The following is a 24,718-nucleotide window of genomic DNA, read 5'->3' as shown; positions in this document are numbered from 1 at the left end:
CCACTGGTGCCCGCGATACTGGACGAGGACGAGACGGACGGGGGGCCGCGCAGCTTGTCTGCGGCGCGGGCGCCTCTGTCGCGCCTGTGCCTCGCCACGCGGCGGGTGCTGCCGGTGGCGGACATGATGCGCTTCGTGGTGGCGCCCGACGGCGCCATCATCCCGGATCTTTCGCGTAAGCTTCCCGGCCGTGGGGCCTGGGTGGGGGCCACCCGGGCCGATTTCGACGCGGCGCTGAAGAAGAAGGCCTTCGGCCGCGCCTTCAAGGGCCGTGGCAAGGCTGCGCCTGATCTTGCCGATCTGGTGGATCGGCTCATCTATAAAGACGCGCTCGCCGCCCTCTCCCTCGCCAACAAGGCGGGACGGGTCGTGACGGGCCACACCAAGGTCGAGGCGGCCCTGGGCACCGGCGATGTGCTGGTCGTCCTCAACGCCAGTGACGCGCGCCCGGACGGGGTGCGCAAGCTCAATGCCCTCCTGCGACAGGTCGAGGCTGCCGGTTTCCGCGCGGCTGCCGTGGTCGATTGCTTTCCCGGCATCGATTTGGACTTGGCGTTAGGGCGGTCAAATGTGGTACATGCGGCGCTGCTCGCGCATCCGACGGCCAAAGGGTTTCTGGAGCGCTGCCACAGGCTCTCGCGCTGGCGGACGGGTACGTCCATCGGCGAGACGCTCGGGCAGGGTCCAAACCTCAGCCATGGCAACGATTTGAGCCATGGTGCTGATCTCCCGCATGACCCCGGCCGGATGCAAGGAACGGATACGGAATGAACGACACCAAGACCCCAGGCGACAAGACGCTGCATCCCGCCCCCGGCAAGACGCTCACGCTGAAGCGCCCGGTGGAGCAGGGAACGGTGCGCCAAAGCTTCAGCCATGGCCGCTCCAAGGCGGTCGTGGTGGAGAAGGTGAAGCGCCGCGTCATCGCCCCAGGTGAGGCTGGCCACGGGAGCGCGCCTGCGGCGCCGGCTCCGGCTGCCCCGCCTGCGCAGGCGAAGGCGCCTGTCGCTCCGGCTCCGGCCCCTGCTGCGGCCGCCCGTCCTGTGCCGCCCGCCCCGGCTCCCGCGCCCGCGGCTGTCGCCCCTGCCGCTCCGGCGCCCGCCGCTCCGGTCGAAGCCAAGGCCCCAGTGGCTGCACCGGCTGCCGCCCCGGCTCCCGCGCCCGCTCCGGCAGAAGCCAAGGCCCCGGCTGCACCCGCTGCCGAGGCGGTCGCTGCACCTGTGGCCGCTCCGGCGCCCGCGGCGCCTGCCGCTGCCGAGCCGGCTCCCGCCAAGCCGGAGGCGGCGCCTGCTGCGCCCGCTCCCGTCGCCGCTGCCCCTGCTGCCCCGCCGAAGCCTGCTGCGCCCGCTCCCGCCGCGGCCCGTCCTGCGGCGGCCTCCGGCCCGCGTCCCGCCGAGGGATCGCGGTCGGGTTCCGGCCAGCCGTCCCGTACCGGCTCGTCCGGCCAGTCGTCTTCGCGTCCCAACGCTCCGTCGCGTCCCGGCCAGCCGCCGCGGTCCGGCGGTCCGGGTTCGGATCGTGACCGCCGTCCCGGCGGCGGCGGTGGTCCCTCGCGTTCCGGCCAGCAGCGTCCCGGCGGTTCGGGCGTGGTGCTGCGCACGCTGACCGAGGAAGAGCGCAACGCCCGCGCCAGCGCGCTGGCCGACGCCCGCGTTCGCGCGGTGGAAGAGCAGCGCATGGCCGAGGAGCGCCGCGCTGCCGAGGAGGAGGCCCGTCGCCGCGCCGAGCGCGAGCGTGCCGAGCGCGCCGAGCGTGAGGCCGCCGAGGCCCGCAAGCGCGAGGACGAGGCCCGCCGCGCCCAGGAAGAAGACAAGAAGCGCAAGGCCGAGCAGGAAGCGCGCAAGCGCTTCGGCGGCGAGGAGCAGGGCGCGAGCGCCCGTCCCGCCGGCACGACCACCGCGCGTCCGCTCACCCCGCGTCCGGCTGGTACCACCGCTCCTGCGGAAGGTGGCAGCGAGGAAGAGGAGCGCCGTGGGGGCGGTGCCGTCCGCCGCGGCCCCGCCGCGCGTCCGGTCGCTCCGGTCAAGGTGCCCCGTGCCCCCGCCGGCCAGGAGAAGCAGCGCGGCCGCCTGACGCTCGTCACCGCCCAGTCGGGTGAGGAAGAGCGCCAGCGTTCGGTCGCCTCGTTCCGCCGCCGCACCCAGCGCATGACCGGGCATCGGCAGCAGGAGAGCAAGGAAAAGATCGCCCGCGAGGTGATCCTGCCCGAGACCATCACCATCCAGGAACTCGCCAACCGCATGTCGGAGCGGGCCGTGGACGTGATCCGCATGCTGATGAAGCAGGGGCAGATGGTGAAGATCACCGACGTGATCGACGCCGATACCGCCGAGCTCATCGCCGAGGATCTCGGCCACACCGTCCGCCGCGTGTCGGAGAGCGACGTCGAGGAAGGCCTGTTCGATACCCCGGACGCCCCCGAGACCCTGCTCCCCCGCCCGGCCGTCGTGACCATCATGGGCCACGTCGACCACGGCAAGACCTCTTTGCTGGATGCCATCCGCAAGGCCAACGTGGTCTCCGGCGAGGCCGGCGGCATCACCCAGCACATCGGCGCCTACCAGGTGACCGCGCCCTCGGGCTCGAAGATCACCTTCATCGACACCCCCGGCCACGCCGCCTTCACCGCCATGCGTGCCCGTGGCGCCAAGGTGACGGACATCGTGGTGCTGGTGGTGGCGGCCGACGACGGCGTGATGCCCCAGACGGTGGAAGCCATCAACCACGCCCGCGCGGCGCGGGTGCCGCTGATCGTGGCGATCAACAAGATCGACAAGCCCGGCGCCAAGCCCGAGCGCGTACGCTCCGAACTGCTTCAGTACGAAGTGCAGGTGGAGAGCATGGGCGGCGAGACGCTCGAGGTGGAGGTCTCCGCCAAGGAGCATCTCAACCTCGACAAGCTCCTGGAGGCCATCGCCCTCCAGTCGGAACTGCTCGATCTGCGGGCCAATCCGAACCGCGACGCCGAAGGCACCGTGGTGGAAGCCAAGCTCGATCGCGGCCGGGGCCCCGTGGCCACCGTCCTCGTCCAGCGCGGCACCCTGCACGTGGGCGACATCGTGGTGGCCGGTGCCGAATGGGGCCGCGTGCGCGCCCTCATCTCCGACACCGGTGCCACCGTGGACGCGGCCGGCCCCTCCCTGCCCGTGGAGGTGCTGGGCTTCAACGGCACGCCGGAGGCGGGTGACCGCCTCGCGGTGGTGGAGAACGAAGCCCGCGCCCGCGAGATCACCGATTACCGCCAGCGCCAGAAGCGCGAGAAGGCGGCGGCCCGTTCCGCCACCATCCGTGGCTCGCTGGAGCAGATGATGAGCCAGGTGAAGGCTTCGGGGCGGAAGGAATTCCCCCTCATCATCAAGGGCGACGTGTCGGGCTCGGTGGAAGCCATCATCGGCGCGCTGGAGAAGGTCGGCAACGACGAGGTGCAGGCCCGCATCATCCATTCCGGCGCGGGCGGCATCAACGAAAGCGACGTGACGCTGGCGGAAACCTCCGGCGCCGCGATCATCGCTTTCAACGTGCGCGCCAACAAGGAAGCGCGCGACGCGGCCGATCGGGCGGGCATCGAGATCCGCTACTACAACATCATCTACGACCTCGTGGATGACGTGAAGAAGGCCATGAGCGGCCTGCTCGCGCCCATCAACCGCGAGACCATGCTGGGCAACGCCCTCATCAAGGAGATCTTCCTGGTCTCCAAGGTGGGCAAGGTGGCGGGCTGCCAGGTCACCGACGGCGTCGTGGAGAAGGGCCAGCACGTGCGCCTCATCCGCGACAACGTGGTGATCCACGAGGGCAAGCTCGCCACGCTGAATCGCTTCAAGGATGCGGTGAACACCGTCCATGCGGGCCAGGACTGCGGCATGTCCTTCGAGAACTACCAGGACATGCGAGCTGGCGACGTGATCGAGTGCTTCCGGGTCGAGGTGATCCAGCGCTCGCTGTGACCTGACGACGGGCGCAACGCTCGACGTCTCCGCCTCCGGTCTCTTCCCCGAACGGGAAAAGAGCCGGAGGCGTCGACGCTTAACCGGAACGGTACGGTCCAAGCCCGTCCGCTCCACAATCGAGGAGAAGGCGCCACGGCTTTGCCGGCGCCGAACGAAGCAGAAGCAAAAATGAAACCCGATACCCGCACGGGAGGCGGCCCCTCCCAGCGCATGCTGCGCGTGGGCGAGCTTGTCCGCCATGCCCTGGCCGACGTGCTGTCCCGCGGCGACCATATCGATCCGGTGCTCGCCGGGCACATCATCACCGTGCCCGAGGTGCGCATGTCGCCGGACCTCAAGATCGCCACCTGCTACGTCATGCCCCTCGGCGGCAAGGACATCACGCCCGTCATCAAGGCGCTGGCCGACAATGCCCGCCGCCTGCGCACCGAGGTGGCGCGGCGCGTGGAGCTGAAGAGCGTGCCCGAGCTGCGCTTTCGCAAGGATACGTCCTTCGACGAGGGCGCGCGCATGGACGCCCTTCTGCGCTCCCCCCAGGTGCAGCGGGACCTCGATGCCCTTGAGAGCCATTCCGAGGACGCGCCCGACCAGACTCCGACCGACAAAGAGACCGACGCCGAATGACCGTCCGAGCCACTGCCGAAGCCGCGGCTGAAGCCGCCGCCGAGCCCATCGTTGAATCCGTTGTCGAGACCGCCCTCGCTCCTGAAGCGGCCGAAGCGCCCCCCGCCGGCGACGCCCCCCGCGCCAGCCGCGAGCAGGACAACCGCCCCCGCGCGCCCAAGCGCGACCTCGACGGCTGGGTGCTGCTCGACAAGCCCACGGGCATGACCTCCACCCAGGCGGTGGCGGTGGTGAAGCGCATCTTCGGGGCCAAGAAGGCCGGACATGCGGGCACCCTCGACCCGCTGGCCTCCGGCTGCCTGCCCATCGCCTTCGGCGAGGCCACCAAGACCGTTCCCTATGTGATGGACGGCCGCAAGACCTACCGTTTCACCGTGCGCTTCGGCACCGAGACGGACACGGACGATTCCGAGGGCAAGGCGGTGGAGACCTCGGAACTCCGCCCCTCGGACGACGAGATCATCGCGGCGCTGCCCACCTTCCGCGGCGAGATCATGCAGGTGCCGCCGGCCTATTCGGCGCTCAAGATCGGCGGCGAACGCGCCTATGACCTCGCCCGTGAGGGTGAGGAGGTGAAGCTGGAGGCGCGCCCCGTCACCATCTTCCGCATCGAGCTGATGGACCGTCCGGACGCCGACCATGCGGTGCTGGAGGCCGAGTGCGGCAAGGGCACCTATGTGCGCGCCATCGCCCGCGACCTCGGCCGCATGCTGGGTTCGCGCGGCCACATCTGCCAGCTGCGTCGCGCCTGCGTCGGGCCGTTCCTGGAGGAGCGCCTCGTGCCCCTCGATGAGCTGCGTGACCGCGCCGAGGCCAGCGAAGAGGCGCTGATGGATGCGCTCGATCCGGTGGCGGTGGCGCTGGAGGAGATTCCCCAGCTCAACGTGACGCCGCAGGAAGCCCACCGCCTGCGCTGCGGCCAGAGCATCATCCTGCGCGGCCGAGACGCCCCCATCGTCGAGGGCCATGTGGCGGTGTCCTGCCAGGGCGCGCTCATCGCCATCGGCGACGGCGAGAACGGAGAGGTGTTCCCTCACCGCGTGTTCAACTGGGGCAAGTCCTCGGGCAAATCCTCGAACAGGCCGCCCCGCCGCAACCGCTGACGCCCGTTTCGCAAAGCGAAGCATACGGCATATCTCTTGCCTTCCTTCCGTGGGGCTTACTCACGGAAGGATGATAGATGCTGCGTTTCCGGACGCTTCGAACCTCTCTTGCCGCCGCGCTTTTCCTCGGTCTTGCCGGGGCGGCGCCGGCGGGCGCGGAGAGCGTGGTCCGCTATGGCATCTCCATGGCGGACATTCCGCAGACCACCGGTCAGCCTGATCGTGGGGCAGGTGCCTATCAATTCACCGGCTACACCCTGTACGACCCGCTGGTCGCCTGGGAAATGAACGTGGCCGACCGGCCCGGCAAGCTGGTGCCCGGCCTCGCCACCGAGTGGAAGGTGGACCCGGCCGATCCCAAGAAGTGGCTGTTCACCCTGCGCAAGGGCGTGAAGTTCCACGACGGCTCGGACTTCAATGCCGATGCCGTGGTGTGGAACCTCGACAAGGTGCTGGACGAGAAGGCACCCCAGTTCGACAAGCGCCAGTCCGCCCAGGTGAAGACCCGCCTGCCGTCCATCGCCTCCTGGCGCAAGGTGGACGACATGACGGTGGAGATCACCACCAAGGACGTGGATTCGTTCTTCCCCTACCAGATGCTCTGGTTCCTGGTGTCGAGCCCGGCCCAGTACGAGAAGCTCGGCAAGGACTGGGACAAGTTCGCCCAGAACCCCTCCGGCACCGGTCCCTTCAAGCAGGACAAGCTGGTGCCGCGCGAGCGGCTGGAGCTGGTCAAGAACCCCGACTACTGGGACAAGTCCCGCCTGCCCAAGACCGACCGGATGATCCTCATCCCCATGCCGGAGGCGCTGACCCGCACCAACGCGCTGCTCGCCGGGCAGGTGGACCTCATCGAGACGCCGGCGCCAGACGCCGTGCCGCAGCTGAAGTCGGCCGGCATGAAGATCGTGACCAACGTCACGCCGCACGTGTGGAACTATCACCTTTCCGTGCTGCCCGGCTCGCCCTGGACGGACATCCGCCTGCGCAAGGCGCTGAACCTTGCGGTGGATCGCGATGGCGTGGTGGAGCTGATGAACGGACTCGCCCAGCCAGCCAAGGGGCAGGTGGACAAGACCAGCCCGTGGTTCGGCAAGCCCACGTTCGACCTCAAGTATGATCCAGAGGCCGCCAAGAAGCTGGTGCAGGAGGCGGGCTACTCCAAGGAAAAGCCGCTCAAGACCACCTTCATCATTGCCGCCGGCGGCACCGGACAGATGCTGTCCCTGCCCATGAACGAGTTCCTGCAGGCGAGCTTCAAGGAGATCGGCATCGACGTGGAGTTCAAGGTGGTGGAGCTGGAAGCGCTCTACACCGCCTGGCGCAAGGGGGCGAAGGACCCGATGAACGAGGGCATCACCTCGAACAACATCGCCTATGTCACCTCCGACCCGCTCTATGCCCTCATCCGCTTCTTCGATTCGCGGCAGGTGGCGCCGGTGGGCGTGAACTGGGGCTATTACTCGAACCCCAAGGTCGACGCCCTCATCGACGAGGCGAAGCGCACCTTCGACACCAAGAAGCAGGACGAATTGCTCGCCCAGGTGCACCAGCAGGTGGTGGACGACGCCGTTCTGGTCTGGGTGGTGCACGACGTGAACCCGCACGCCCTCTCCCCCAAGGTGAAGAGCTTCGTGCAGGCCCAGCACTGGTTCCAGGACCTCACCACCATCGGCCTCAACTGAGGCCTTCTCAACTGAGGCCTTGGGCCCAAACGCAAAGGGCGCCCCGCGGGGCGCCCTTTTTTATTCTGGAAGTCCGATCAGAGGATCTGCGCCGCGTCCTCGAAGGCGAGGCGCGGCAGGCGGGGCATCACCTTGGAGGCATCGCCATGGCCGATGGCCGCGATGAAATTGGTCTTGGTGGTGCCACCGGGGAAGAATTCCGCATCCACCTTCGCCGCGTCGAAGCCGGAGATGGGGCCGACATCAAGGCCGAGCGCGCGGGCGGCGAGCATGAGATAGGCGCCCTGCAGCGAGGAATTGCGGAAGGCGTGGGGCTCGATCATCCCGGGATTGTTGATGAACAGGTCGCGGAACTGCGGGTAGTGCGGAAACAGCTCGGGGATCTTGTCGTGGAAGTCGAGGGCGTAGCCGATGATGGCCACCACCGGCGCGGCCAGGATCTTGTGGTTGCTCTCCGGCAGGGCAGGGCGCAGGCGCTCCTTGGCTTCCGGGGTGGTGAGGAACACGTAGCGGGCCGGCTGGGTGTTGGCGGAGGTCGGGCCGTACTTCACCAGATCATAGAGGGCGCGCACTTCCGCCTCGCTGACCGGGGCATCGGTCCAGCCATTCTGGGTGCGGGCGGAAAGGAACAGGCGGTCGATGGCAGCGGCATCGATGGCCGGGGTGACGGTCTGCGACATGGGGGGCATCCTGTTTGAACCGGCGGGCGCGCAAAGGTGCGCGTGTGGTGCTGAGGACGTAGAACTCCACCCCCGCACCGGCAACGGCCCCGCTTCGCAAGAAGCCATTGCATCCGTGCAATGCCGCAACGGGAGGCGCGATTCATCACCGGGACTGATCCGATTGCCACTTCATTTGATGGCGCACGGGCGCGCCGAGGCTCTATAAGTCGCGCCGGCGCACCCGCCGGTTTCCCTCCGCGCCGCCACCCCGCTTCGTGCCCGCGAGCAAGTCATGATGTCCCCTGCTGCGCCCGTTTCCGCCTTGCCCGTGGAAGATCCCTATCTGGAGCGCGTGCGCGAGCATGTCCGCGCGCTGCCCGAAAGCGGGATCGTCGAGGTGATGAATTACGGCCGCGACCGGCCCGGCATGATCCCGCTGTGGGCCGGCGAGGGCGATGTGCCCACCCCGCCTTTTATCTGCGAGGCGGCGGCCGCCGCCCTCCACGCCGGCGAGACCTTCTACACCTGGCAGCGCGGCCTGCCGGAGCTGCGGGCCGCCATCGCCCGTTACATGAGCGCCCTCTACGGCGTGCCGGAAACGCCCGAGCGCTATTTCGTCACCGGCTCGGGGATGCAGGCGATCCATGTGGCCGTGGCCCTGGTGGCCGGGGCGGGGGACGAGGTGCTCATTCCCTCCCCCACCTGGCCCAACGCCGCGGCTGCGGCGCAGAAGGCGGGCGCGCGCCCCGTCTACGTGCCCTTCAATTACGGGCCGGAGGGCTTCACCCTCGATCACGACCGGCTCGCCGCGGCGGTGACGCCCGCAACCCGCGCCATCTTCCTCAACACGCCGGCCAACCCCACCGGCTTCGTGGCGACGCTGGACGACCTGAAGGCGGTGCTTTCGCTCGCTCGCCGCCACGGCCTGTGGATCATCGCCGACGAGATCTACGGCCGCTTCTATTATGGCGAGGAGGGGCGGGCGCCCTCCTTCCACGACATCATGGATGAGGAGGACCACATCCTCTTCGTCCAGACCTTCTCGAAGAACTGGGCCATGACCGGCTGGCGCATCGGCTGGCTGGAGGCGCACCCGCGCCTTGGTCAGATCATCGAGAACCTCATCCAGTATTCCACCTCCGGCGTTGCCGCCTTCATGCAGCGCGGCGCCATCGCGGCGCTGGAACAGGGCGAGCCGTTCGTCGCCGAGCAGATCGCCCGCGCCCGCCGCGGCCGTGACCTCGTGGGCAATGCGCTGCTCGCCACCGGTCGCGTGGACCTCGTGAAGCCACCCGGCGCCTTCTATCTGTTCTTCGGCATCGAGGGGCGGCGCGACGTGCGCAGCCTGGGCCTCACTTTGGTGGACGAGGCCAATGTGGGCCTTGCCCCCGGCACCGCCTTCGGCCTCGGTGGCGACGGCTTCATGCGCCTGTGCTTCGCGCGGGGCGATGCCCAGCTCGCCGAGGCGAGCCGGCGCCTTGTGGCGTGGCTGGAGGGGACTCGGCTGGAACGGACCCCGCCTGCGGGATCGGACGCCGCGTGAGGGGATTGCCTTTCAGGATGCGCTCGGCCGCCTCGGCGGCGGTGACGCTGGGGGCCGGCGCCCTCGGCGGCGGGATATTCGCGCTTCTGGGCCTGCCGGCGGCGTGGATCTCGGGCTCGCTGGTCGCCTGCATCGGCCTCGCGCTGGCGGGCGTGCGCATCGACGTGCCGGAATGGCTGCGCTTCCTCGCGTTCGTGGTGCTCGGCACCTCCATGGGCACCATGCTGACGCCGGAGACCTTCGCACGCGCTGCCACCTGGCCGGTGAGCATGGCCTGTCTCGGCGCAAGCGTGCTCGGCACCATGGCGGGCGGCACGCTCTTCCTCACCCGCGTGGCCGGCTGGAGCCGGGAAAGCGCCTTCTGGGCCTCCGCGCCCGGCGCCTTCGGCACCGTGGTCGCCATGGCGGCAGATACCAGCGCGGACCTGCGGCAGGTCGCCTTCGCCCAGACGCTGCGGCTGTTCCTGCTGGTGGCGGCCCTGCCCAACGTGCTGGCGGCACTGGGCATGACGGCGGGCGGCGTGCCGCCACCGCCCCACGTCTCGACCCTCGGCGAGATTGTCGTCCTCTTCGTCGTCTGCACCGGCGCGGCCCTGCTCGCGGCGCGGTTGAAGCTACCGGGCGGCCTGATCCTCGGTGCGCTCGCCGGCAGCGCCGTGCTTCACGCCACCCGCCTGTCCACCGCTGTGCTGCCGGCGGAACTGCTCATCCCGGCCTTCGTGGTGCTGGGGGGCAGCGTGGGCGTGCGCTTCATCGGCACGTCGCTCGCCACCATCCGGGCCTATGTGCTCGCCTCGCTCGGGGCCTTTCTGGTGGCGGTGGCGATCTCCACCCTGTTCGCCTTGCTGGCCGCATGGCTGACGGGCGACGATCTCGGCAAGCTGGTCACGGCCTTCGCGCCGGGGGCGCTCGAGGCCATGACGGCCCTTGGCTTCGCCATGGGCTACGACCCGGCCTTCATGAGCGCGCACCATCTTTTCCGCTTTGCAGGACTGTCGGTTGCGCTCCCCGTGGCGGCCCGGCTGATGTTCGCCGCCGCCGAGGAGGCGGGGCGGGACCACACGCAATAGTGTCCTGAAACCTCCCTGTCCGATGTTGCAGTGCAGCGTCGGCGGTATCACACACTCGCCGGGCTTCCGCATGGGGAAGTGTGTGTTGGAGATGACGCCTTGCGTACCCTTGATGACCTCGCCCTGCTTGTGGGACGGATCTTCCTTGCGGCCCTGTTCCTGCCCTCGGGCATCAGCAAGCTCAGCAATCTCTCCGGCTTCACCGGTTTTCTGGCCGGCAAGGGAGTTCTCCTGCCGCAGGTGCTCGCGCCGATCGCGGCCGCGACCGAGGTCGTCGGGCCGCTGCTGCTCATCGTCGGTCTGTTTCCGCGGGCGACCGCCATCTGGATGGCGGGCTTCACGGTCGTCGCGACGATGATCTCGCACATGTTCTGGACCTTCCCCGATGCCGCAGCCCAGGCGGCGCAGCAGACCCAGTTCCTCAAGAACGTGGGCATCATCGGCGGATTGCTGATCTATTTCGCCGCCGGTCCCGGCGCGATCAGCCTCGGCCGCAAGAAGGTCGCCTGAGGACGCCGCGAAGCTCAGCCTTCGCCATAGCGATGGAGTTCGGAGCCGTGGCGCCTCAGCCACGCCTCCGCTTCCTTGCGGTTGGGGCAGACCTGCTCCACCAGCCGCCAGAAGCGCACCCCATGGTTCATTTCGAGCCGGTGCGCCACCTCATGGGCCGCGAGATAGTCGAGCACGAACGCCGGCGCGAGGATCAGCCGCCAGGAAAAGGAGAGGTCGCCGCGCGCTGAGCAGGAGCCCCAGCGGCTCGCCGTGTCGCGCAGCGTGAGCCGTCCGACCTCGACCCCGAGGGCCTGCGTATAGTGCTTCACTGCAGCGGCAAGGTCGCGCCGCGCCTCCTTCTTCAGGAAGTCCTGCACGCGCCGTGCGATGTGCGGCGCCTCGCCGGCGACGCAGAGGGCGGGCAGGCCGCGCACGGCTGGCTCGATCCACACCGTTCCGCGCGCATCGGGGCGGTGGGCGACGCGGTGCGGCTCGCCGCGCAGGGGAATGACAGCGCCATCCTCGAACGGCACTACCTCCGGCAGGCGCACGAGGCGCACGCGCACCCATTCGCGATGCCGTTCCACGAAGGCACGGGCGAAGGAGAGCGCCACATGGGGCGGGGCGGTGAGGGTCACGTCCCGAGAGGTCGCCCGCACCCTGAGCGTGAGCCGGCGCGCCTGGGGATGGCGGCGAACCGCGACCCGCAACGTCTCGTCGTCAAGCAACAGCTCGATCGTCTCGACGCCGGGCGTCAGCGACGATTTGCGGTCCTCATTGCGAGTCTGGCGGCGAAACAGCATTGGGCAGCCGGGGCGAAGTTACCTCCGGCATCTTCCCAAGAATTTCGCCGCGCCGCCAGCACTAAGTCGGCGCAATCCGGGGATAAAGCGCGGTCACATTCTTGTTGAGGGCGAACACGTCCGGCTCTTCCTCCCCCGCGGCCTCCGGCGCCGGGCGGGCCGGCATGGGTCGGGCCCGTCCATCCTTGCGGAATTCCTGGGAGAGGATGAAGTCGGAAATGCGCGGCGCGATCTCCGAGCGGAAGCGCGAGCCGTTGAAAACGCCGTAATGGCCGACGCCCGGCTGCTCCCAATGGGCGCGCATGTCCTCGGGGATCCGCGGGCACAGCTTGTGCGCAGCCTTGGTCTGGCCGATGCCGGAGATGTCGTCCTTCTCGCCTTCCACCGTCATCAGCGCGACGCGATGGATAAGGTCCGGCTTCACCACCTGCGAATGATGCATGATCTCACCCTTGGGCAAAGCGTGGGTGATGAAGACATTCTCCACAGTTTCCAGGTAGAAATCCGCGGTCAGGTCCATGACGGCGAGATACTCGTCGTAGAAATCGCGGTGCTTCTCGGCCGAGTCGCCGTCGCCCTTCACCAGGTGCCGGAACAGGTCCCAATGGGCCTGCAGGTGCCGGTCGAGGTTCATGGACATGAAGCCGTTGAGCTGCAGGAAGCCCGGATAGACCTCGCGCAGCGCGCCGGGATGCGGCCACGGCACGGTGGTGATGACGTTGCGGCGGAACCATTCGATGCCGCGGTCCTGGGCCAGCGTGTTCACTGCGGTGGGGGCCTCGCGGGTATCGATGGGGCCGCCCATGAGCACCATGGACTTGGGGACGAAGGGATCTTCCTCCGCTTCCATGCGGGCGATGGCCATCATCACCGGCACCGCCGGCTGGCAGACGGCCATGACGTGGCAGTTGCCGCCCATGCGGTGGAAGATGGAGATGAGGTAGTCCACGTAGTCGGACAGGCTGAAGCGGCCTTCCGACATGGGCACCAGCTTCGCGTCGATCCAGTCGGTCACGTAGACGTCGTGGGTGGGCAGCATGGCCTCGACCGTGCCGCGCAGCAGCGTGGCGTGATGGCCGGACACCGGGGCTACGATGAGCAGGCGCGGCTGCGGACGGCGCGGCGGATATTCGAACGCGCGCTCGAAATGCAGCAGCCGGCAGAACGGCCGCTCCCACACCGTGTTCACGTGCACCGGCACCGTCTGGCCGGCCGCCGAGGTGTGGGTGATGCCCCAGTCCGGCTTGCCGTAGCGGCGGGTGGTGCGCTCGAACAACTCGCACGCGGCCGCCATGGACTTGCCGATGGTGGTATGCGAGACCGGGTTGATCGGATTTTTCAGGAACAGCCGGCTGGCGTCCGCCATGGCCCGGGATGGGTTGAGCGCAGCATAGCCCATCTCGTACATCCAATAGAGCGGAGTCGAGAGCCCAACGTCGCCTTGACGCGGCAGCCGGGTAGCACTTGCGAACTCGCCGATTGCCATGAGTGGTCCTCACCGTTACTGGCTGCCTAGAAAGGCGGCACGTTGACGCAAGCGTGAGCCGACTTCCAAGGTTGGTCAATGCCGACAAAAGACATAGGCCGCTATTGTTCCGCTGCTATGGCAGTAGGGTCACTATTCCCTTTCGTGAGGCTCGCTTCCACACATCGGGACACCGGAATCGCTACTCCATGACCACCGCCTTTGTAACGCCGCCCCATGGCAGATCGTTCGGCCTGCGCCTCGACACCCTGATTCGCCTGCGCTGGCTGGCGATTTCCGGCCAAATTGCGGCGCTGGTCGTGGTCAATCTCGGCCTCGGCTTCCCCCTGCCGCTGACGTCCTGCCTCGCGGTGGTCGGCCTCTCGGCGCTGGTGAACGTGCTCCTGCGGGTCAAGTATCCCGTCGCCCGCCGGCTCGGCGACGCTGCGGCAGGTCCGCTGCTCGCCTATGACGTGCTCCAGCTTACGGCCTTGCTGTACCTTACCGGCGGGCTGAAGAACCCGTTCGTGCTGCTTTATCTCGCGCCGGTGATGATCTCGGCCACCGCGCTCGCCTGGAGCACGACGGTGTTGCTCGGCATTCTTGCCGTCGCCTGCGCCGGCTCCGTGGGCCTGTGGACCCGGCCGCTGCCGTGGGCCGGTCCCGATGTGCCGGTGCTGCCGGACCTTTACCTCGCCGGTATCTGGGTGTCCCTGTCGGTGGCGGTGGGGTTCATCGGCATGCATGCGTGGCGGGTGGCGGAGGAGGCGCGGGAACTGGCCGATGCTTTGGCGGCCACAGAGCTGGTGCTGGCCCGCGAGCAGCACCTCACGGCCATCGATGGCCTTGCCGCAGCTGCTGCCCACGAATTGGGCACGCCACTCTCCACCATCGCCCTGGTGGTGAAGGAGATGCACCGCTCCATCGGCGACAACAGCCCCTACAGCGAGGACGTGGCGCTGCTGCGCGACCAGGTGGCGCGCTGTCGCGACATCCTGCAGACGCTGACCTCGCTCAGGTCCGGCGACGCGCCGTTCGACCGCATGCCGCTGGCTTTGCTGCTGGAGGAGGTGGTGGAGCCGCACCGCAATTTCGGCATCACCATCGCGGTCTCGGTGAAGGATGATCCCGACGCCCCGGTCATCGCCCGCAATCCCGGGCTGCTCTATGGCCTCGGCAACCTCGTGGAGAATGCGGTCGATTTCGCCGCGACGCGCGTGGACATCAGCGCCCAATGGACCCCGTCGGGCCTCGACATCGTTGTCGCCGACGACGGGCCGGGGTTCTCGCCGGAGATTTCCGGGCGCATCGGCCAGCCTTACGTCACCTCCCGCGCCCGCGAGCGGCAGGATGCCGACCTTGAGGCGGAAAGCGGTCTCGGTCTCGGCTTCTTCATCGCCAAGACGCTTCTGGAACGCACCGGGGCCAATCTGACGTTTGAAAACCGCATTCCGCCGGCCACCGGCGCGGTTATCGGCATCCACTGGCCGCGCAAGGCGCTGGCGATCGAGGTGGATGGGGACGCGACAAAGGGACGCGCATTGGATTAATCTACGGGCGTATCGGCGTAAAAGCCCCGGAGCTCGTGCTTGTTTGCCGGCATTGCCGATGAGGGATTGAGGAAGACGCGATGAACGAGATGCCTGAGGTGGGGGACGACCGGTCGGTTCTGATCGTCGACGATGATCGGTCCTTCCTCCAGCGCCTCGCGCGGGCCATGGAGGCCCGCGGCTTCGAGGTGGCCACCGCCGAGACGGTGGCGGACGGCCTCGCCCGCGTCGAAACCTCGGCCCCCGCTTATGCGGTGGTGGACATGCGGCTCGGCGACGGTACCGGTCTCGACGTCATCTCCGCGCTTAAGAAGCACCGACCCGGCGCCCGCGCCATCGTCCTCACCGGCTACGGCAACATCGCCACCGCCGTCACGGCCGTGAAGCTCGGTGCCGTGGACTATCTCGCCAAGCCCGCCGATGCGGACGATGTGGTGGCGGCGCTGCTCGCCAATGCCGATCACAAGCCTACCCCGCCCGAGAACCCCATGTCGGCGGACCGGGTGCGCTGGGAACACATCCAGCGGGTGTATGAGTTGTGCGGCCGCAACGTCTCCGAGACCGCCCGCCGCCTCTCCATGCACCGCCGCACCCTGCAGCGGATTCTGGCCAAAAGGGCGCCGCGCTAGCGGAGCCCGCTCGGCAAGAGCGGGTCTTTGCAGTCATGCCGTCTTGCGCGTCGGCCACGTCATGGCGACGACGCCCGCAACTACGCAGGCGAGCCCGATCCAGGCGTCCGGTGCCAGCGTCTCGCCAAGGCACAGGACGCCGATCGCCACGCCGATGGGCACCCTGAGATAGGCCTGCGCCGTGGTGCCGATGGAGCCGAGCGTCCGCACCAGCCGGAAATAGATGACGAACGCGAGCGCGGTCGAGAAGACCGACAGCAGCCCCAGCGCGACGAGGGAGCTGGCGCTCGGTGCCAGCGTCCAGGGCCGGTCCACCGCGATGCTGACCGGCAGGAGCACCGCCGCGCCGCAGAGCAGGGAGCCCGCCGCTGGCATCATCGGGTCGAGCCCCTTGAACGACCTGCCGAATATGGCGGCGCCGGCATAGCAGACCGTCGCCGCGACGATGGCGAGCTGGGCCCACACTTGCTGGCCAAATCCCTCCAGAGCCCCGAAGCCGACGATGAAGCCCGTCCCCGCAAGACCTGCCGCAACGCCGAGGAGCTTGCGGGCGGTCACGGCTTCATGCCGGGTCACGAGGGCCGTCAGCAGGAAGGCGAAGATGGGGGAGGTGGCGTTGAGGATGGTGGCGACGCCCGCGTCCACGGACTGCTCGGCCCAGGCGATCAGGGTGAACGGCACGACACTGTTCAGCCCGGCCTGGAACAGGAAGCGCGCCCAGGTGGCCCGATCCTGCGGCAGCCGCATGCCGCGCGCCCGGAGGATGACCGCGAGGAGGGCTCCGGCGATCAGGGTTCGGGCGGCGATGAAGGTCAGCGGCGGGATGGTTTCCACCCCGATCTTGATGAAGGTGTAGGACGCACCCCAGAGCGTCGAGAGGACCAGAAGCAAAAGCAACTCGATACCGAAGCGTGTCCTGCCAGCCATTGTGATCGCGTCCCTCACTGGAAATTCCACGGCCTCTCTAGCGGGCGAAGGCGCGGGCATGCTTCGGCGGCGGCCGAAGCATCCGGCGGTGACGCGGGCGGTGCGGGCCGCTAGCTTTCCGGCATGTCGAACATGGTTTCGGGAAATACCGTTGCCGAAGTCGCCCGCCTGATCGGCGACGTGGCGCGCGCCAACATCCTCTCGGCATTGATGGGCGGGCAGGCGCTGACGGCGGGCGAACTGGCACATCGCGCCGGCGTGACGCCGCAGACCACGAGCGGCCATCTGGCGCGGCTCGCCGAAGCGGAACTGGTCAAGGTGGAGAAACAGGGGCGCCACCGCTACTACCGCCTCGCCTCGGCAGAGGTGGCGCAGGCGCTCCACGCTTTGATGACCGTCGCGGCGGGCGGGCCGAAGCGCCATCGTCCCATCGGTCCCAGAGATGCCGCGCTGCGGCTCGCCCGCACCTGCTACGACCACATGGCCGGCCGCCTTGCCGTGGCCCTCGCCGACAGCCTCTGCACCAACGGCCACGTTCTGATCGCCGACGGTGCCGGACTGGTGACCGACACGGGCCGCCGCCTCTTCTGCGATTTCGGCCTTGCGCTTGATGATGTGGTCATAGGTCGGCGGCCGCTCTGCCGCACCTGCCTCGACTGGAGCGAGCGCCGGCCCCATCTTGCCGGTCGCCTGGGTGGTGCGCTGCTGGAGCGCGCGCTGGATCTTGGATGGGTGCACCGCGCGACCGACAGCCGCGCGCTGCGCTTGTCTCCGGCTGGAGAACGCGGCTTTTCCAGCGCCTTCGGCCTCCCGGCGGGCTGGCGCGACCCACCGGTGGCGTAACTGCAATCGCTACACGTCCGCGCGCAGCAGGTCCGGGTCGTAGAGCACGGCGAGGCGCGTGGCTGCGGCGCGGGCGAAACGCAGGGTCAGCGCCTTGCGTGTCGCGGCCGGCAAAGGATGGAGCGGCGCGGGCCTCAGGCATTCGGCGCCGAAGGCGTCGGCGACGAACAGGCCGGTCTCCTCGGGCAGAATCTCGACGGGAAAGTCCATCGGCACCGCGAACATCAGCCGGTCACAGAAATCCCTGTATTCGTGCCATTTGGCATCGGTGCGAAAGTCGATCACCGACGACTTGATCTCGATGATGGTGATCTCGCCCTTCGGCCCCATGGCGAGAATGTCGGCCCGCCGTCCGCTGACCAGCGAGAATTCCGGCAGCCCGGCCATGCCGGCCAGCGCCAGATGGCGCAGCACCCCGCGCTGGACCGCCCTTGCGGTCTCCGACTGGCGGCCGTCCGGCCGCGGCTCGGGCAGGAGCGCGCGCATGGCCGCCTCAGGACAGCGCCTTCATCGCCTCGGGCTCCTCGATGGAGGATGGGGGTGAGAAGGCGCGCTTGATGGCGGCGTTGAGTTCGCCGCCGAACACGAAGATGGACGCGGTGAGGTAGAGGAAGACCAGCGCGATCATCACCGAGGCGAGGCCGGCATAGGTGGTCACGTAGTTGGCCGGGAATTCCGCCAGATAGAAGCCGAAGGCGGTGGCCGCCACCAGCCACATGACCAGCGTCACCAGAATGCCGGGGGCGACCTCGGCGAGCTTGCGCCGCCCCGCCGGTAGCCACAGGTGCGCCACCAGCAGGGACACCACCAGAATGATGGAGGTGGCCCCGAAGCGCAGCAGCGTGATGACGCGGGAAAAGGGCGCCAGCGCAGGCACCTGCGCCACTGCCGTCTGCCACAGCAGCGGCCCCAGCACCACGAGGAAGGAGAGGGCCAGCATGGCGGCGGCGGCGATCAGCACGTAGCCGATGGATTCCAGCCGGAGCCAGTACCAGGCGCGCATCTCCTTCATGCCATACGCGCGGTTGAGGCCGATGCGCAGGCTCTCGATGCCGTTGGAGGAGAAATAGAGGGCGAGGACGACGCCATAGGTGAGCACGTCCGTGCGCACCTGGTTCACCACGTTGTAGATCTCGCGGGAGATGGGCCCGGCCACCTGCTCCGGCCAGGTCTCCAGGATGAGCTGGATGGTCTCCTGCGCCAGCGGGCGAAGGTCGAGGAAGCCGGCGAGAGCGGTGACGAAGATGAGGAACGGGAACAGGGACATGAGCGCGGACAAGGCGATATGGCTGGCGATGGCCCAGCCGTCATCGGCGGAGAACGTCCAGAACGCATCCAGAACGATATGGTAGATGCGCCGCAGCATGTGGTCTCCCGTTTCAAGTCAAATCGGGCTTTCCGGCCGGAATGGCAAGCGCCGCCCGTGCCCGTCCACCGTCCGGCTGGTGGCGGCCGGCCCCTTCGGCTAGACAGCGAGGACACGGCGCCATCTGATCCGGCGTCCGGACCCGCCGAGATCTCCCATGCCGCGCCAGCCCAATTCCCCGGCTGAACCGCCACCGGCTGAATCCCCGGCCGCCGGGCGTTCAGAGGTCGCGCCCGAGGATGCAACGCCGGAAGCCGCATCGGGCGTTCCCACGCTGCGGGATCGGCTGGGCAAGGTCATCGCCCTCGCCCACCTCAAGCTCGCGCTTCGGGCCACCATCGCCGGCATTGTCACCTATCTTCTGGCGGAGCAGTTCTCCCTGCCCAACGGCTATTGGGCGGTGCTCACGGCCGTGCTCGTGGTGCAGGCGACATTGGGCGCCAGCCTGTCGGTGGCCATCGACCGGGCGCTGGGCACGCTGGCGGGCGGCGTCGTCGGCGTCGCGGGGGCGATGGTGGCCGGACCATCCCAGATCCAGACGCTGATGGTGCTGTCGCTGGCGCTGTTCATCGCTGCGGCCATGGCCGCCCGCTCGCCCAGCTTCAAGCTGGCGCCGGTGACGGTCATCATCGTCATGCTGGCCCATCCGGGCGATGTCGCGCCGTGGCTGGCTGGGCTGACGCGGGTGGCGGAAATCACGCTGGGCGGGGCGGTGGGCCTCCTGTGCGCCATCCTCATCCTGCCCGAGCGGGCGCTGGGGAAGCTGTTTCCCCATTGTGCCAAGGCGCTGCGGCTGACCGCGCGGCTGCTGGACCTCGGACGCGGCGGCCTGCTGGGGCAGGGGATCGATCCATCGGTCATCGACCAGCTCAACGGCGGGGCGCGTCTCGCTTTGCGCGCGGCCGACCTGCGCCTCGTGGAGGTGCGGGCGGAGCAGGCCGGGCGCCTGACCACCCAGACCGATCCCGCGCCTGTCGTGCGCGGTGCCCGGCGACTGTGGCATTCCGCCATCATCCTGCTGCGCAACGCCGACCGGCCGCTGGACGAGCCCGTCGCCGGCCTCGTCTCTGCGGCCCTCACGGCCGCGACGACGACGCTCTCCGCCCAGATGTCAGCCATCGCCGACCGGCTGGACGGCCTGCCCGTTGCCGACCTTGCCACCCGTGCCGATGCGGCCAGCGCGGCCGTGGCGGCGCTGGAGGGGCGCGTGGAGGAGCTGAATACCCAGGGCGCCTTCGGTGCGGTGGGCTCGGAGACGCTGACGGCCCTGTTCTCGGCGGTCTCGGCCTGCGTCCACATGCGCGAGAACCTCGAGGAGCTCGCCGCCCGCCTCGCCGAGGTGCAAAGCGAGACGCCCTGACGGCCGGCTCCCGCTCCGCCCCCTCACGGCGAAAGTCGGATCGACCGTGGCGGCGGATGCCGTATCAAGGCGCATGCGCCGCACCATTTGCGGTGCGGTGTCTGATCCGGGCCGGTCCCGGCTTTCGTAATCAGGCGTTGCCTTGGCCCGGTTCCGGGGCAAGGATAGGTCAATTGCGCAACGCACAATCAAGGGGGAGAGTTCATGTCCGCCAGCGCCGCCGTTCAGTCCGTGCCCACCGGGGAATTCGACGCCGTGGCGCTCGGGCGTGTCGCGACCGACAGCCTGGAGAAGCTGCTGGCCGAGGCGACCTCGCTGGTGAAGGCAAAGGTGACGGACGGCGGGCGCATCTCTTCCGCTCTGCTGGAGAAGGAGCAGCGCGCCACCCACGGCCTCGCCTGGCTCGCGACTTACGTCTTCTCCGTGCGCGAGCTGGTGCACTATGCCGACCGCCTGACCGAGATGGGCAAGTTCGGCGACACCGAGAAGCTGATCGTGCAGATCGGCCTCGGCGAGTACGTCGCGCAGATCCTCGGCGGCATTCCCATGAGCCAGGGCGAGATCGTCCGGCTCCCCGATCTCTATGTCTCCGGCGCGACCATTGCGGCGCTGGCCGCCGAGCCCGCCATCGCGGCGCTGGTGGAGAACGGCAACACGGCGGCCAGCCGTGCCGCGCTCGCCGACATCATCCGCGACGCGCATCTCGCCGGCACCATCGGCGAGGCGGGCCTCGACGAGACCACGGAGGCGATGCGCACCGAGATGCATCGTTTCGTGGAGGCGGAAGTCGCTCCCCATGCCCACGAGTGGCACCTGAAGAACGAGTACATCCCGCTGGAGATCATCTCCCAGCTCTCGGAAATGGGCGTGTTCGGCCTCACCATCCCCGAGGAGTTCGGCGGCCTCGGCCTGCCGAAGGAGGCCATGTGCGTCGTCACCGAGGAGCTGTCGCGCGGCTATATCGGCGTCGGCTCGCTCGGCACCCGCTCGGAGATTGCGGCGGAGCTGATCCTCGCCGGCGGCACCGATGACCAGAAGGCGCACTATCTGCCCAAGCTGGCCTCGGGCGAGATCCTGCCCACGGCGGTGTTCACCGAGCCCAACACCGGCTCCGACCTCGCCTCGCTGCGCACCCGCGCAGTGAAGGAGGGAGATGTCTACAAGGTCAACGGCAACAAGACCTGGATCACCCATCCGGTCCGCGCCGACATCATGACCCTGCTGGTGCGCACCAATCCGGCCGAGCCCGGCTACAAGGGCCTCTCCATCCTGCTCGCCGAGAAGCCGCGCGGCTCCGACGAGAACCCGTTCCCGGCCGAGGGCATGACCGGCGGCGAGATCGAGGTACTCGGCTATCGCGGCATGAAGGAATACGAGATCGGCTTCGACGGCTTCACCGTGCCGGCGAAGAACCTGCTCGGCGGCGAGGAGGGGCAGGGCTTCAAGCAGCTCATGACCACCTTCGAGAGCGCCCGCATCCAAACCGCTGCCCGCGCCGTTGGCGTCGCCCAGGCGGCCATGGAGGTGGGCCTGAAATATGCCGAGGAGCGCATCCAGTTCGGCAAGTCGCTCATCAATTTCCCCCGCGTCGCCGACAAGATCGTGATGATGGCGGTGGAGACCATGATCGCCCGCCAGATCACCTATTTCGCCGCCCGCGCCAAGGACGAGGGGCGCCGCACCGATCTCGAGGCCGGCATGTCCAAGCTGCTCGGCGCGCGCGTCGCCTGGGCGGCGGCGGACAACGCCTTGCAGATCCACGGCGGTAACGGCTTCGCGCTGGAATATCCGGTGTCGCGCATCCTGTGCGATGCCCGCATCCTCAACATCTTCGAGGGCGCGGCGGAGATCCAGGCGCAGGTCATCGCCCGCCGCCTCCTGGACGGGGGCAATTGAGCGGGCAGGGCGCGGGGATCGGCGAGGCCATGCTGATCGCCGACGCCCGGCCTGAGGACGAGGCCGCATGGCGTCGCCTGTGGGCGGGCTACAACGCTTTCTACGAGACCGAGGTGGGGGCGGATATCACCGCCCGCACCTGGGCGCGCATCCTTGATCCCTCGGTGCCGGTCATCGGCCGCATCGCACGGCGCGGCGGCGAGCCGGTCGGCTTCTCCAACAGCGTCCTGCACGAGGGCACCTGGGTCGCCAACCCCGTCTGCTATCTGGAAGACCTGTTCGTGGATCCCGCCTGCCGCGGCGGCGGGATCGGCCGGGCGCTGATCGCGGATCTCGTCCGCCTCGGCAGGGAGAGGGGCTGGTCGCGCCTCTACTGGCACACGCGGCAGGACAACCCCGCCCGCCGGCTCTACGACAGCTTCGTCGCGGCGGACGATTTCGTCCGCTACCGCATGGACCTGTGACGCGGCTCAGGCGAGCCGCGCGGCATTGTCCCGCGCATAGATCGCGAGCGAACGCGGCGCATGGCCCGTCAGTGTCTCCACGTCGCCGGTGACGCGCGCCGTCCAGCCCTCGCGGACGGGGTGGAAGAGCGTGGCGAGGAAGCGCGCATAGGGCTCCGGCACGCCCGCCCCCGTGAGGATGCCGACGAAGGCATCGTCGCTCACCGCCGTATAGGCGATGGGCTTGCCCGTCACCCGCGAGAGGATGGCCGCCGCCTCGCCATAGGTCAGCGCCTCGGGGCCGGTGAGGTTGAAGGCCTTCCCATCGAAACGATCCGTGGTCAGGGCGGCCGCCGCGCTTTCGGCGATGTCGCGGGCGTCGATGAAGCTCGTCTTGCCGTCAGCGGCGGGAACGGCAATCACGCCGTGGTCGATGCCGGCCTTCCAGAAGGTGTGGAAATTGTCCGCGAACCAGTTCGGCCGCACGATCACGAACGGCGTGCCCGAGCGCTCCAGCGCCAGTTCCACCTGCCGGTAGGGGATGGCGTCGTCCGCATCGACGCCGAGCGCGGTCATCAGCACCACCTTCACCTTGCGGGCGGACGCCGCCTCAATCACCGGCAGAAGGCGGCCGGTGATGTCGAGGGAGCCGGTGGGAGCGAGCAGGAAGAGGCGGTCGACCCCGGTAAAGGCGTCCGCAAAGGTGGATGGATCGTCCATGTCGATGGCGACACCCTGCGCGCCGCCCACGGCCTTGCCCGCGCGGGAGGCGGCCTTCACCTGTTCCCCCTTCGCGAGAAGGGCCTCGACCAGCGGCTGGCCCACATTGCCGTTGGCCGCGAAAACCAGAATCTGACCCGACATGATCGCTCTCCTCTTCGTCCGCACCGACGGCGGGGCGTAAGATAGGTTTCCATTGGAAACCAGCTTCCGATCGGATACATACTCTTGGTCTAGCGAGCCCAAAAGAGAGCACTTTGAACTCACATGGTCACTTCCGGGAAACCGCAGGACGGGCCGGAGCCGGCCGGCGAGAGCTGTCGTCTCACCTGGCCCCTCGACGTCTATGAGGCGCGATGCCCCACGCGCATGGTGCTGGACCGCATCGCCGACAAATGGGCGGTGCTGATCCTGGACCGGTTGCGTGACGGGCCGGTGCGGTTCAATCACCTCAGGCGGGACATCAAGGGCATCTCGCAGAAGGTGCTGTCGCAGACGCTGAAGAAGCTGGAGCGCGACGGGCTCCTCTCGCGGGCGGTTTTCCCCACGGTGCCGGTCACGGTCGAGTATGCGCTGACGCCCCTCGGCCGGACGCTGACCGACGCGGTGGCGGCCATCGCCCACTGGGCCGAGCGCAACATGGACGCGGTGCTCGCCGCCCAGGCCGCCTATGACACGCGGGCGGTGGGCGATCCGGGCTGACGGCGCGGCGCGCCACTAGTTCGCCGCCCCCTCGTCCGCCTCATCCTCTTTCCCCGGCACATATTCCAGAATGTCGCCGGGCTGGCAGCCGAGGGTTTCGCAGATGCGCGCCAGCGTGTCGAAGCGCACGCCGCGCACCTTGCCGGATTTGAGCAGGGAAACGTTCTGCTCGGTGATGCCGATGCGCTCGGCAAGCTCGCGCGAACGCATCTTGCGGCGCGCCAGCATCACGTCGAGATTGACGATGATGGGCATGGTGCTCCCATAGCCTCCCCGCTCAGACGAAGCTCGCGTTTTCTTCGGCGATGCGCGCCGCCTCGCGCATGACCGCCCCCACCCCGATGACGAGCAGGCCGACGATCACCGCCACCACGTCGTGGCTGGAGATCGAGACGGCGATAGCGCGCGAGCCCGGCGGATTGTTGAGGGTGAGGGCGATGCTCAGCGCCGCCCCGATGAAGGGGGCGATCAGGCCCTGGAGCGCCACCGCCGCGCCGAAGCGCTCCAGCCGCACCGCCAGCAAGGCGGAGATGATCTCGCCGCGGCCAAAATCGCGGAAGATCTGGCGCACCTGAAGCAGGCCGTAGGCCAGGATGCCCAGCGGGATCGCGGAAATCGCGAGGCCGGCGGACAGGCTCGCGCCATCGAGGGCGACGGGATGCCCGGCGAGGCCGATGCGCGGGACGATCACCCGTTCCACCAATCCCGGCGACAGCCAGATGCCGAGGCCGGACGCCATCAGCAGCAGAAGGATCACGAGGGTAGCGATCGAGAGGGTGCGGCCGAGGCGCACCACGCGGTGAAGTTTGGGGTCGATGCGATCTGATGGCATGAAAGAGCTTTCCTTGACGCATTCATTTTTTATCGTAAAACAGTAATTATTCA

The 24,718-nt window shown here is 68.6% G+C and carries 24 protein-coding genes; 15 read left to right on the top strand and 9 right to left on the bottom strand.

Features of this window, described 5'->3' with window-relative positions:
- Window positions 1-6 precede the first annotated feature (6 nt).
- The 5 genes from XAN126_RS0125150 to XAN126_RS0125130 all read left to right on the top strand — a co-directional run bounded on the left by XAN126_RS0125150 (window position 7) and on the right by XAN126_RS0125130 (window position 7,362).
- The gene (locus XAN126_RS0125150; RefSeq protein ID WP_024281315.1) at window positions 7-771 is read left to right on the top strand and encodes an RNA-binding protein; all 765 of its coding nucleotides are present in this window, start codon (window positions 7-9) and stop codon (window positions 769-771) included.
- Complete coding sequence (gene infB, locus XAN126_RS0125145; RefSeq protein WP_024281314.1) at window positions 768-3,947, top strand: translation initiation factor IF-2; 3,180 nt, start codon at window positions 768-770, stop codon at window positions 3,945-3,947. The genes XAN126_RS0125150 and infB overlap by 4 nt, the downstream gene beginning before the upstream one ends.
- 171 nt (window positions 3,948-4,118) lie before the next feature.
- A complete protein-coding gene (gene rbfA, locus XAN126_RS0125140; RefSeq protein WP_024281313.1) occupies window positions 4,119-4,574 on the top strand; it encodes a 30S ribosome-binding factor RbfA in 456 nt (151 codons plus the stop codon).
- Complete coding sequence (truB, locus tag XAN126_RS0125135) at window positions 4,571-5,677, top strand: tRNA pseudouridine(55) synthase TruB (protein WP_024281312.1); 1,107 nt, start codon at window positions 4,571-4,573, stop codon at window positions 5,675-5,677. The genes rbfA and truB overlap by 4 nt, the downstream gene beginning before the upstream one ends.
- Window positions 5,678-5,754: 77 nt before the next feature.
- Window positions 5,755-7,362 (top strand): ABC transporter substrate-binding protein, encoded by a 1,608-nt coding sequence (locus XAN126_RS0125130; RefSeq protein ID WP_029877732.1) that lies wholly within the window; start codon window positions 5,755-5,757, stop codon window positions 7,360-7,362.
- A gap of 77 nt (window positions 7,363-7,439) precedes the next feature.
- Here the strand turns inward: XAN126_RS0125130 and XAN126_RS0125125 are convergent, their stop codons facing one another.
- On the bottom strand, window positions 7,440-8,042 hold the full coding sequence (locus XAN126_RS0125125) for a malonic semialdehyde reductase (RefSeq protein WP_024281310.1): 603 nt from the start codon (window positions 8,040-8,042) through the stop codon (window positions 7,440-7,442).
- A gap of 274 nt (window positions 8,043-8,316) precedes the next feature.
- On the opposite strand from XAN126_RS0125125, the gene XAN126_RS0125120 reads away from it, so the two are divergent.
- The 3 genes from XAN126_RS0125120 (at window position 8,317) to XAN126_RS0125110 (ending at window position 11,147) form a co-directional block, all read left to right on the top strand.
- Window positions 8,317-9,567: a pyridoxal phosphate-dependent aminotransferase gene (locus tag XAN126_RS0125120; protein WP_024281309.1), complete on the top strand. Its 1,251-nt coding sequence runs from the start codon at window positions 8,317-8,319 to the stop codon at window positions 9,565-9,567.
- A 17-nt stretch (window positions 9,568-9,584) separates the two neighbouring features.
- Window positions 9,585-10,637 carry an AbrB family transcriptional regulator gene (locus tag XAN126_RS0125115; protein ID WP_024281308.1) on the top strand — a complete coding sequence of 351 codons (1,053 nt, stop codon included), beginning with the start codon at window positions 9,585-9,587 and terminating at the stop codon, window positions 10,635-10,637.
- Window positions 10,638-10,736: 99 nt separating this feature from the next.
- The gene (locus XAN126_RS0125110; RefSeq protein ID WP_024281307.1) at window positions 10,737-11,147 is read left to right on the top strand and encodes a DoxX family protein; all 411 of its coding nucleotides are present in this window, start codon (window positions 10,737-10,739) and stop codon (window positions 11,145-11,147) included.
- Between the two features lie 14 nt (window positions 11,148-11,161).
- On the opposite strand, the gene XAN126_RS0125105 is transcribed toward XAN126_RS0125110, so the two are convergent.
- Window positions 11,162-11,932, bottom strand: coding sequence for a SprT family zinc-dependent metalloprotease (locus tag XAN126_RS0125105; RefSeq protein ID WP_024281306.1), 771 nt, complete (start codon window positions 11,930-11,932; stop codon window positions 11,162-11,164).
- A 61-nt stretch (window positions 11,933-11,993) separates the two neighbouring features.
- The gene (gene phaZ / locus XAN126_RS0125100) at window positions 11,994-13,418 is read right to left on the bottom strand and encodes a polyhydroxyalkanoate depolymerase (RefSeq protein ID WP_024281305.1); all 1,425 of its coding nucleotides are present in this window, start codon (window positions 13,416-13,418) and stop codon (window positions 11,994-11,996) included.
- Between the two features lie 188 nt (window positions 13,419-13,606).
- Here phaZ and XAN126_RS0125095 point away from each other — a divergent pair, with 188 nt between their 5' ends.
- Together XAN126_RS0125095 and XAN126_RS0125090 are read left to right on the top strand one after the other, a co-directional pair.
- Window positions 13,607-14,947, top strand: coding sequence for an ActS/PrrB/RegB family redox-sensitive histidine kinase (locus tag XAN126_RS0125095; protein WP_024281304.1), 1,341 nt, complete (start codon window positions 13,607-13,609; stop codon window positions 14,945-14,947).
- An 80-nt stretch (window positions 14,948-15,027) separates the two neighbouring features.
- Window positions 15,028-15,576 (top strand): ActR/PrrA/RegA family redox response regulator transcription factor, encoded by a 549-nt coding sequence (locus tag XAN126_RS0125090; protein ID WP_024281303.1) that lies wholly within the window; start codon window positions 15,028-15,030, stop codon window positions 15,574-15,576.
- A gap of 33 nt (window positions 15,577-15,609) precedes the next feature.
- Here the strand turns inward: XAN126_RS0125090 and XAN126_RS0125085 are convergent, their stop codons facing one another.
- Entirely contained in the window at window positions 15,610-16,503 is an 894-nt protein-coding gene (locus tag XAN126_RS0125085) for an EamA family transporter (protein WP_024281302.1), read from the bottom strand.
- Between the two features lie 123 nt (window positions 16,504-16,626).
- On the opposite strand from XAN126_RS0125085, the gene XAN126_RS0125080 reads away from it, so the two are divergent.
- Window positions 16,627-17,346, top strand: a complete 720-nt coding sequence (locus tag XAN126_RS0125080) for a helix-turn-helix transcriptional regulator (protein ID WP_024281301.1) — start codon at window positions 16,627-16,629, stop codon at window positions 17,344-17,346.
- A gap of 9 nt (window positions 17,347-17,355) precedes the next feature.
- Here XAN126_RS0125080 and XAN126_RS0125075 read toward each other — a convergent pair whose 3' ends face one another.
- Both XAN126_RS0125075 and XAN126_RS0125070 read right to left on the bottom strand, forming a co-directional pair.
- A complete protein-coding gene (locus XAN126_RS0125075) occupies window positions 17,356-17,832 on the bottom strand; it encodes an MmcB family DNA repair protein (RefSeq protein WP_024281300.1) in 477 nt (158 codons plus the stop codon).
- A gap of 7 nt (window positions 17,833-17,839) precedes the next feature.
- Window positions 17,840-18,712: a YihY/virulence factor BrkB family protein gene (locus tag XAN126_RS0125070; RefSeq protein WP_029877728.1), complete on the bottom strand. Its 873-nt coding sequence runs from the start codon at window positions 18,710-18,712 to the stop codon at window positions 17,840-17,842.
- Between the two features lie 157 nt (window positions 18,713-18,869).
- Between XAN126_RS0125070 and XAN126_RS27415 the strand changes: the two genes are divergently transcribed.
- The 3 genes from XAN126_RS27415 to XAN126_RS0125055 all read left to right on the top strand — a co-directional run bounded on the left by XAN126_RS27415 (window position 18,870) and on the right by XAN126_RS0125055 (window position 22,432).
- On the top strand, window positions 18,870-20,072 hold the full coding sequence (locus tag XAN126_RS27415) for an FUSC family protein (RefSeq protein WP_024281298.1): 1,203 nt from the start codon (window positions 18,870-18,872) through the stop codon (window positions 20,070-20,072).
- A gap of 204 nt (window positions 20,073-20,276) precedes the next feature.
- Window positions 20,277-21,968, top strand: a complete 1,692-nt coding sequence (locus tag XAN126_RS0125060; protein WP_024281297.1) for an acyl-CoA dehydrogenase family protein — start codon at window positions 20,277-20,279, stop codon at window positions 21,966-21,968.
- A 29-nt stretch (window positions 21,969-21,997) separates the two neighbouring features.
- Window positions 21,998-22,432, top strand: coding sequence for a GNAT family N-acetyltransferase (locus XAN126_RS0125055; RefSeq protein ID WP_024281296.1), 435 nt, complete (start codon window positions 21,998-22,000; stop codon window positions 22,430-22,432).
- Window positions 22,433-22,438: 6 nt separating this feature from the next.
- Here the strand turns inward: XAN126_RS0125055 and XAN126_RS0125050 are convergent, their stop codons facing one another.
- Window positions 22,439-23,275 (bottom strand): SDR family oxidoreductase, encoded by an 837-nt coding sequence (locus XAN126_RS0125050; protein ID WP_024281295.1) that lies wholly within the window; start codon window positions 23,273-23,275, stop codon window positions 22,439-22,441.
- Between the two features lie 225 nt (window positions 23,276-23,500).
- Here XAN126_RS0125050 and XAN126_RS0125045 point away from each other — a divergent pair, with 225 nt between their 5' ends.
- Window positions 23,501-23,833: a helix-turn-helix domain-containing protein gene (locus XAN126_RS0125045; RefSeq protein ID WP_051460996.1), complete on the top strand. Its 333-nt coding sequence runs from the start codon at window positions 23,501-23,503 to the stop codon at window positions 23,831-23,833.
- A 15-nt stretch (window positions 23,834-23,848) separates the two neighbouring features.
- On the opposite strand, the gene XAN126_RS0125040 is transcribed toward XAN126_RS0125045, so the two are convergent.
- Window positions 23,849-24,088, bottom strand: a complete 240-nt coding sequence (locus tag XAN126_RS0125040) for a helix-turn-helix transcriptional regulator (RefSeq protein ID WP_024281293.1) — start codon at window positions 24,086-24,088, stop codon at window positions 23,849-23,851.
- Between the two features lie 22 nt (window positions 24,089-24,110).
- Complete coding sequence (locus tag XAN126_RS0125035) at window positions 24,111-24,665, bottom strand: DUF2975 domain-containing protein (protein ID WP_024281292.1); 555 nt, start codon at window positions 24,663-24,665, stop codon at window positions 24,111-24,113.
- Between the last annotated feature and the right edge of the window lie 53 nt (window positions 24,666-24,718).

The organism is Xanthobacter sp. 126, assembly GCF_000526175.1.
GTDB classification, from domain to species: domain Bacteria; phylum Pseudomonadota; class Alphaproteobacteria; order Rhizobiales; family Xanthobacteraceae; genus Xanthobacter; species Xanthobacter aminoxidans.
Note: the sequence above shows the minus strand (reverse complement) of the source record. Positions and strands in the feature narration are given on the sequence as shown.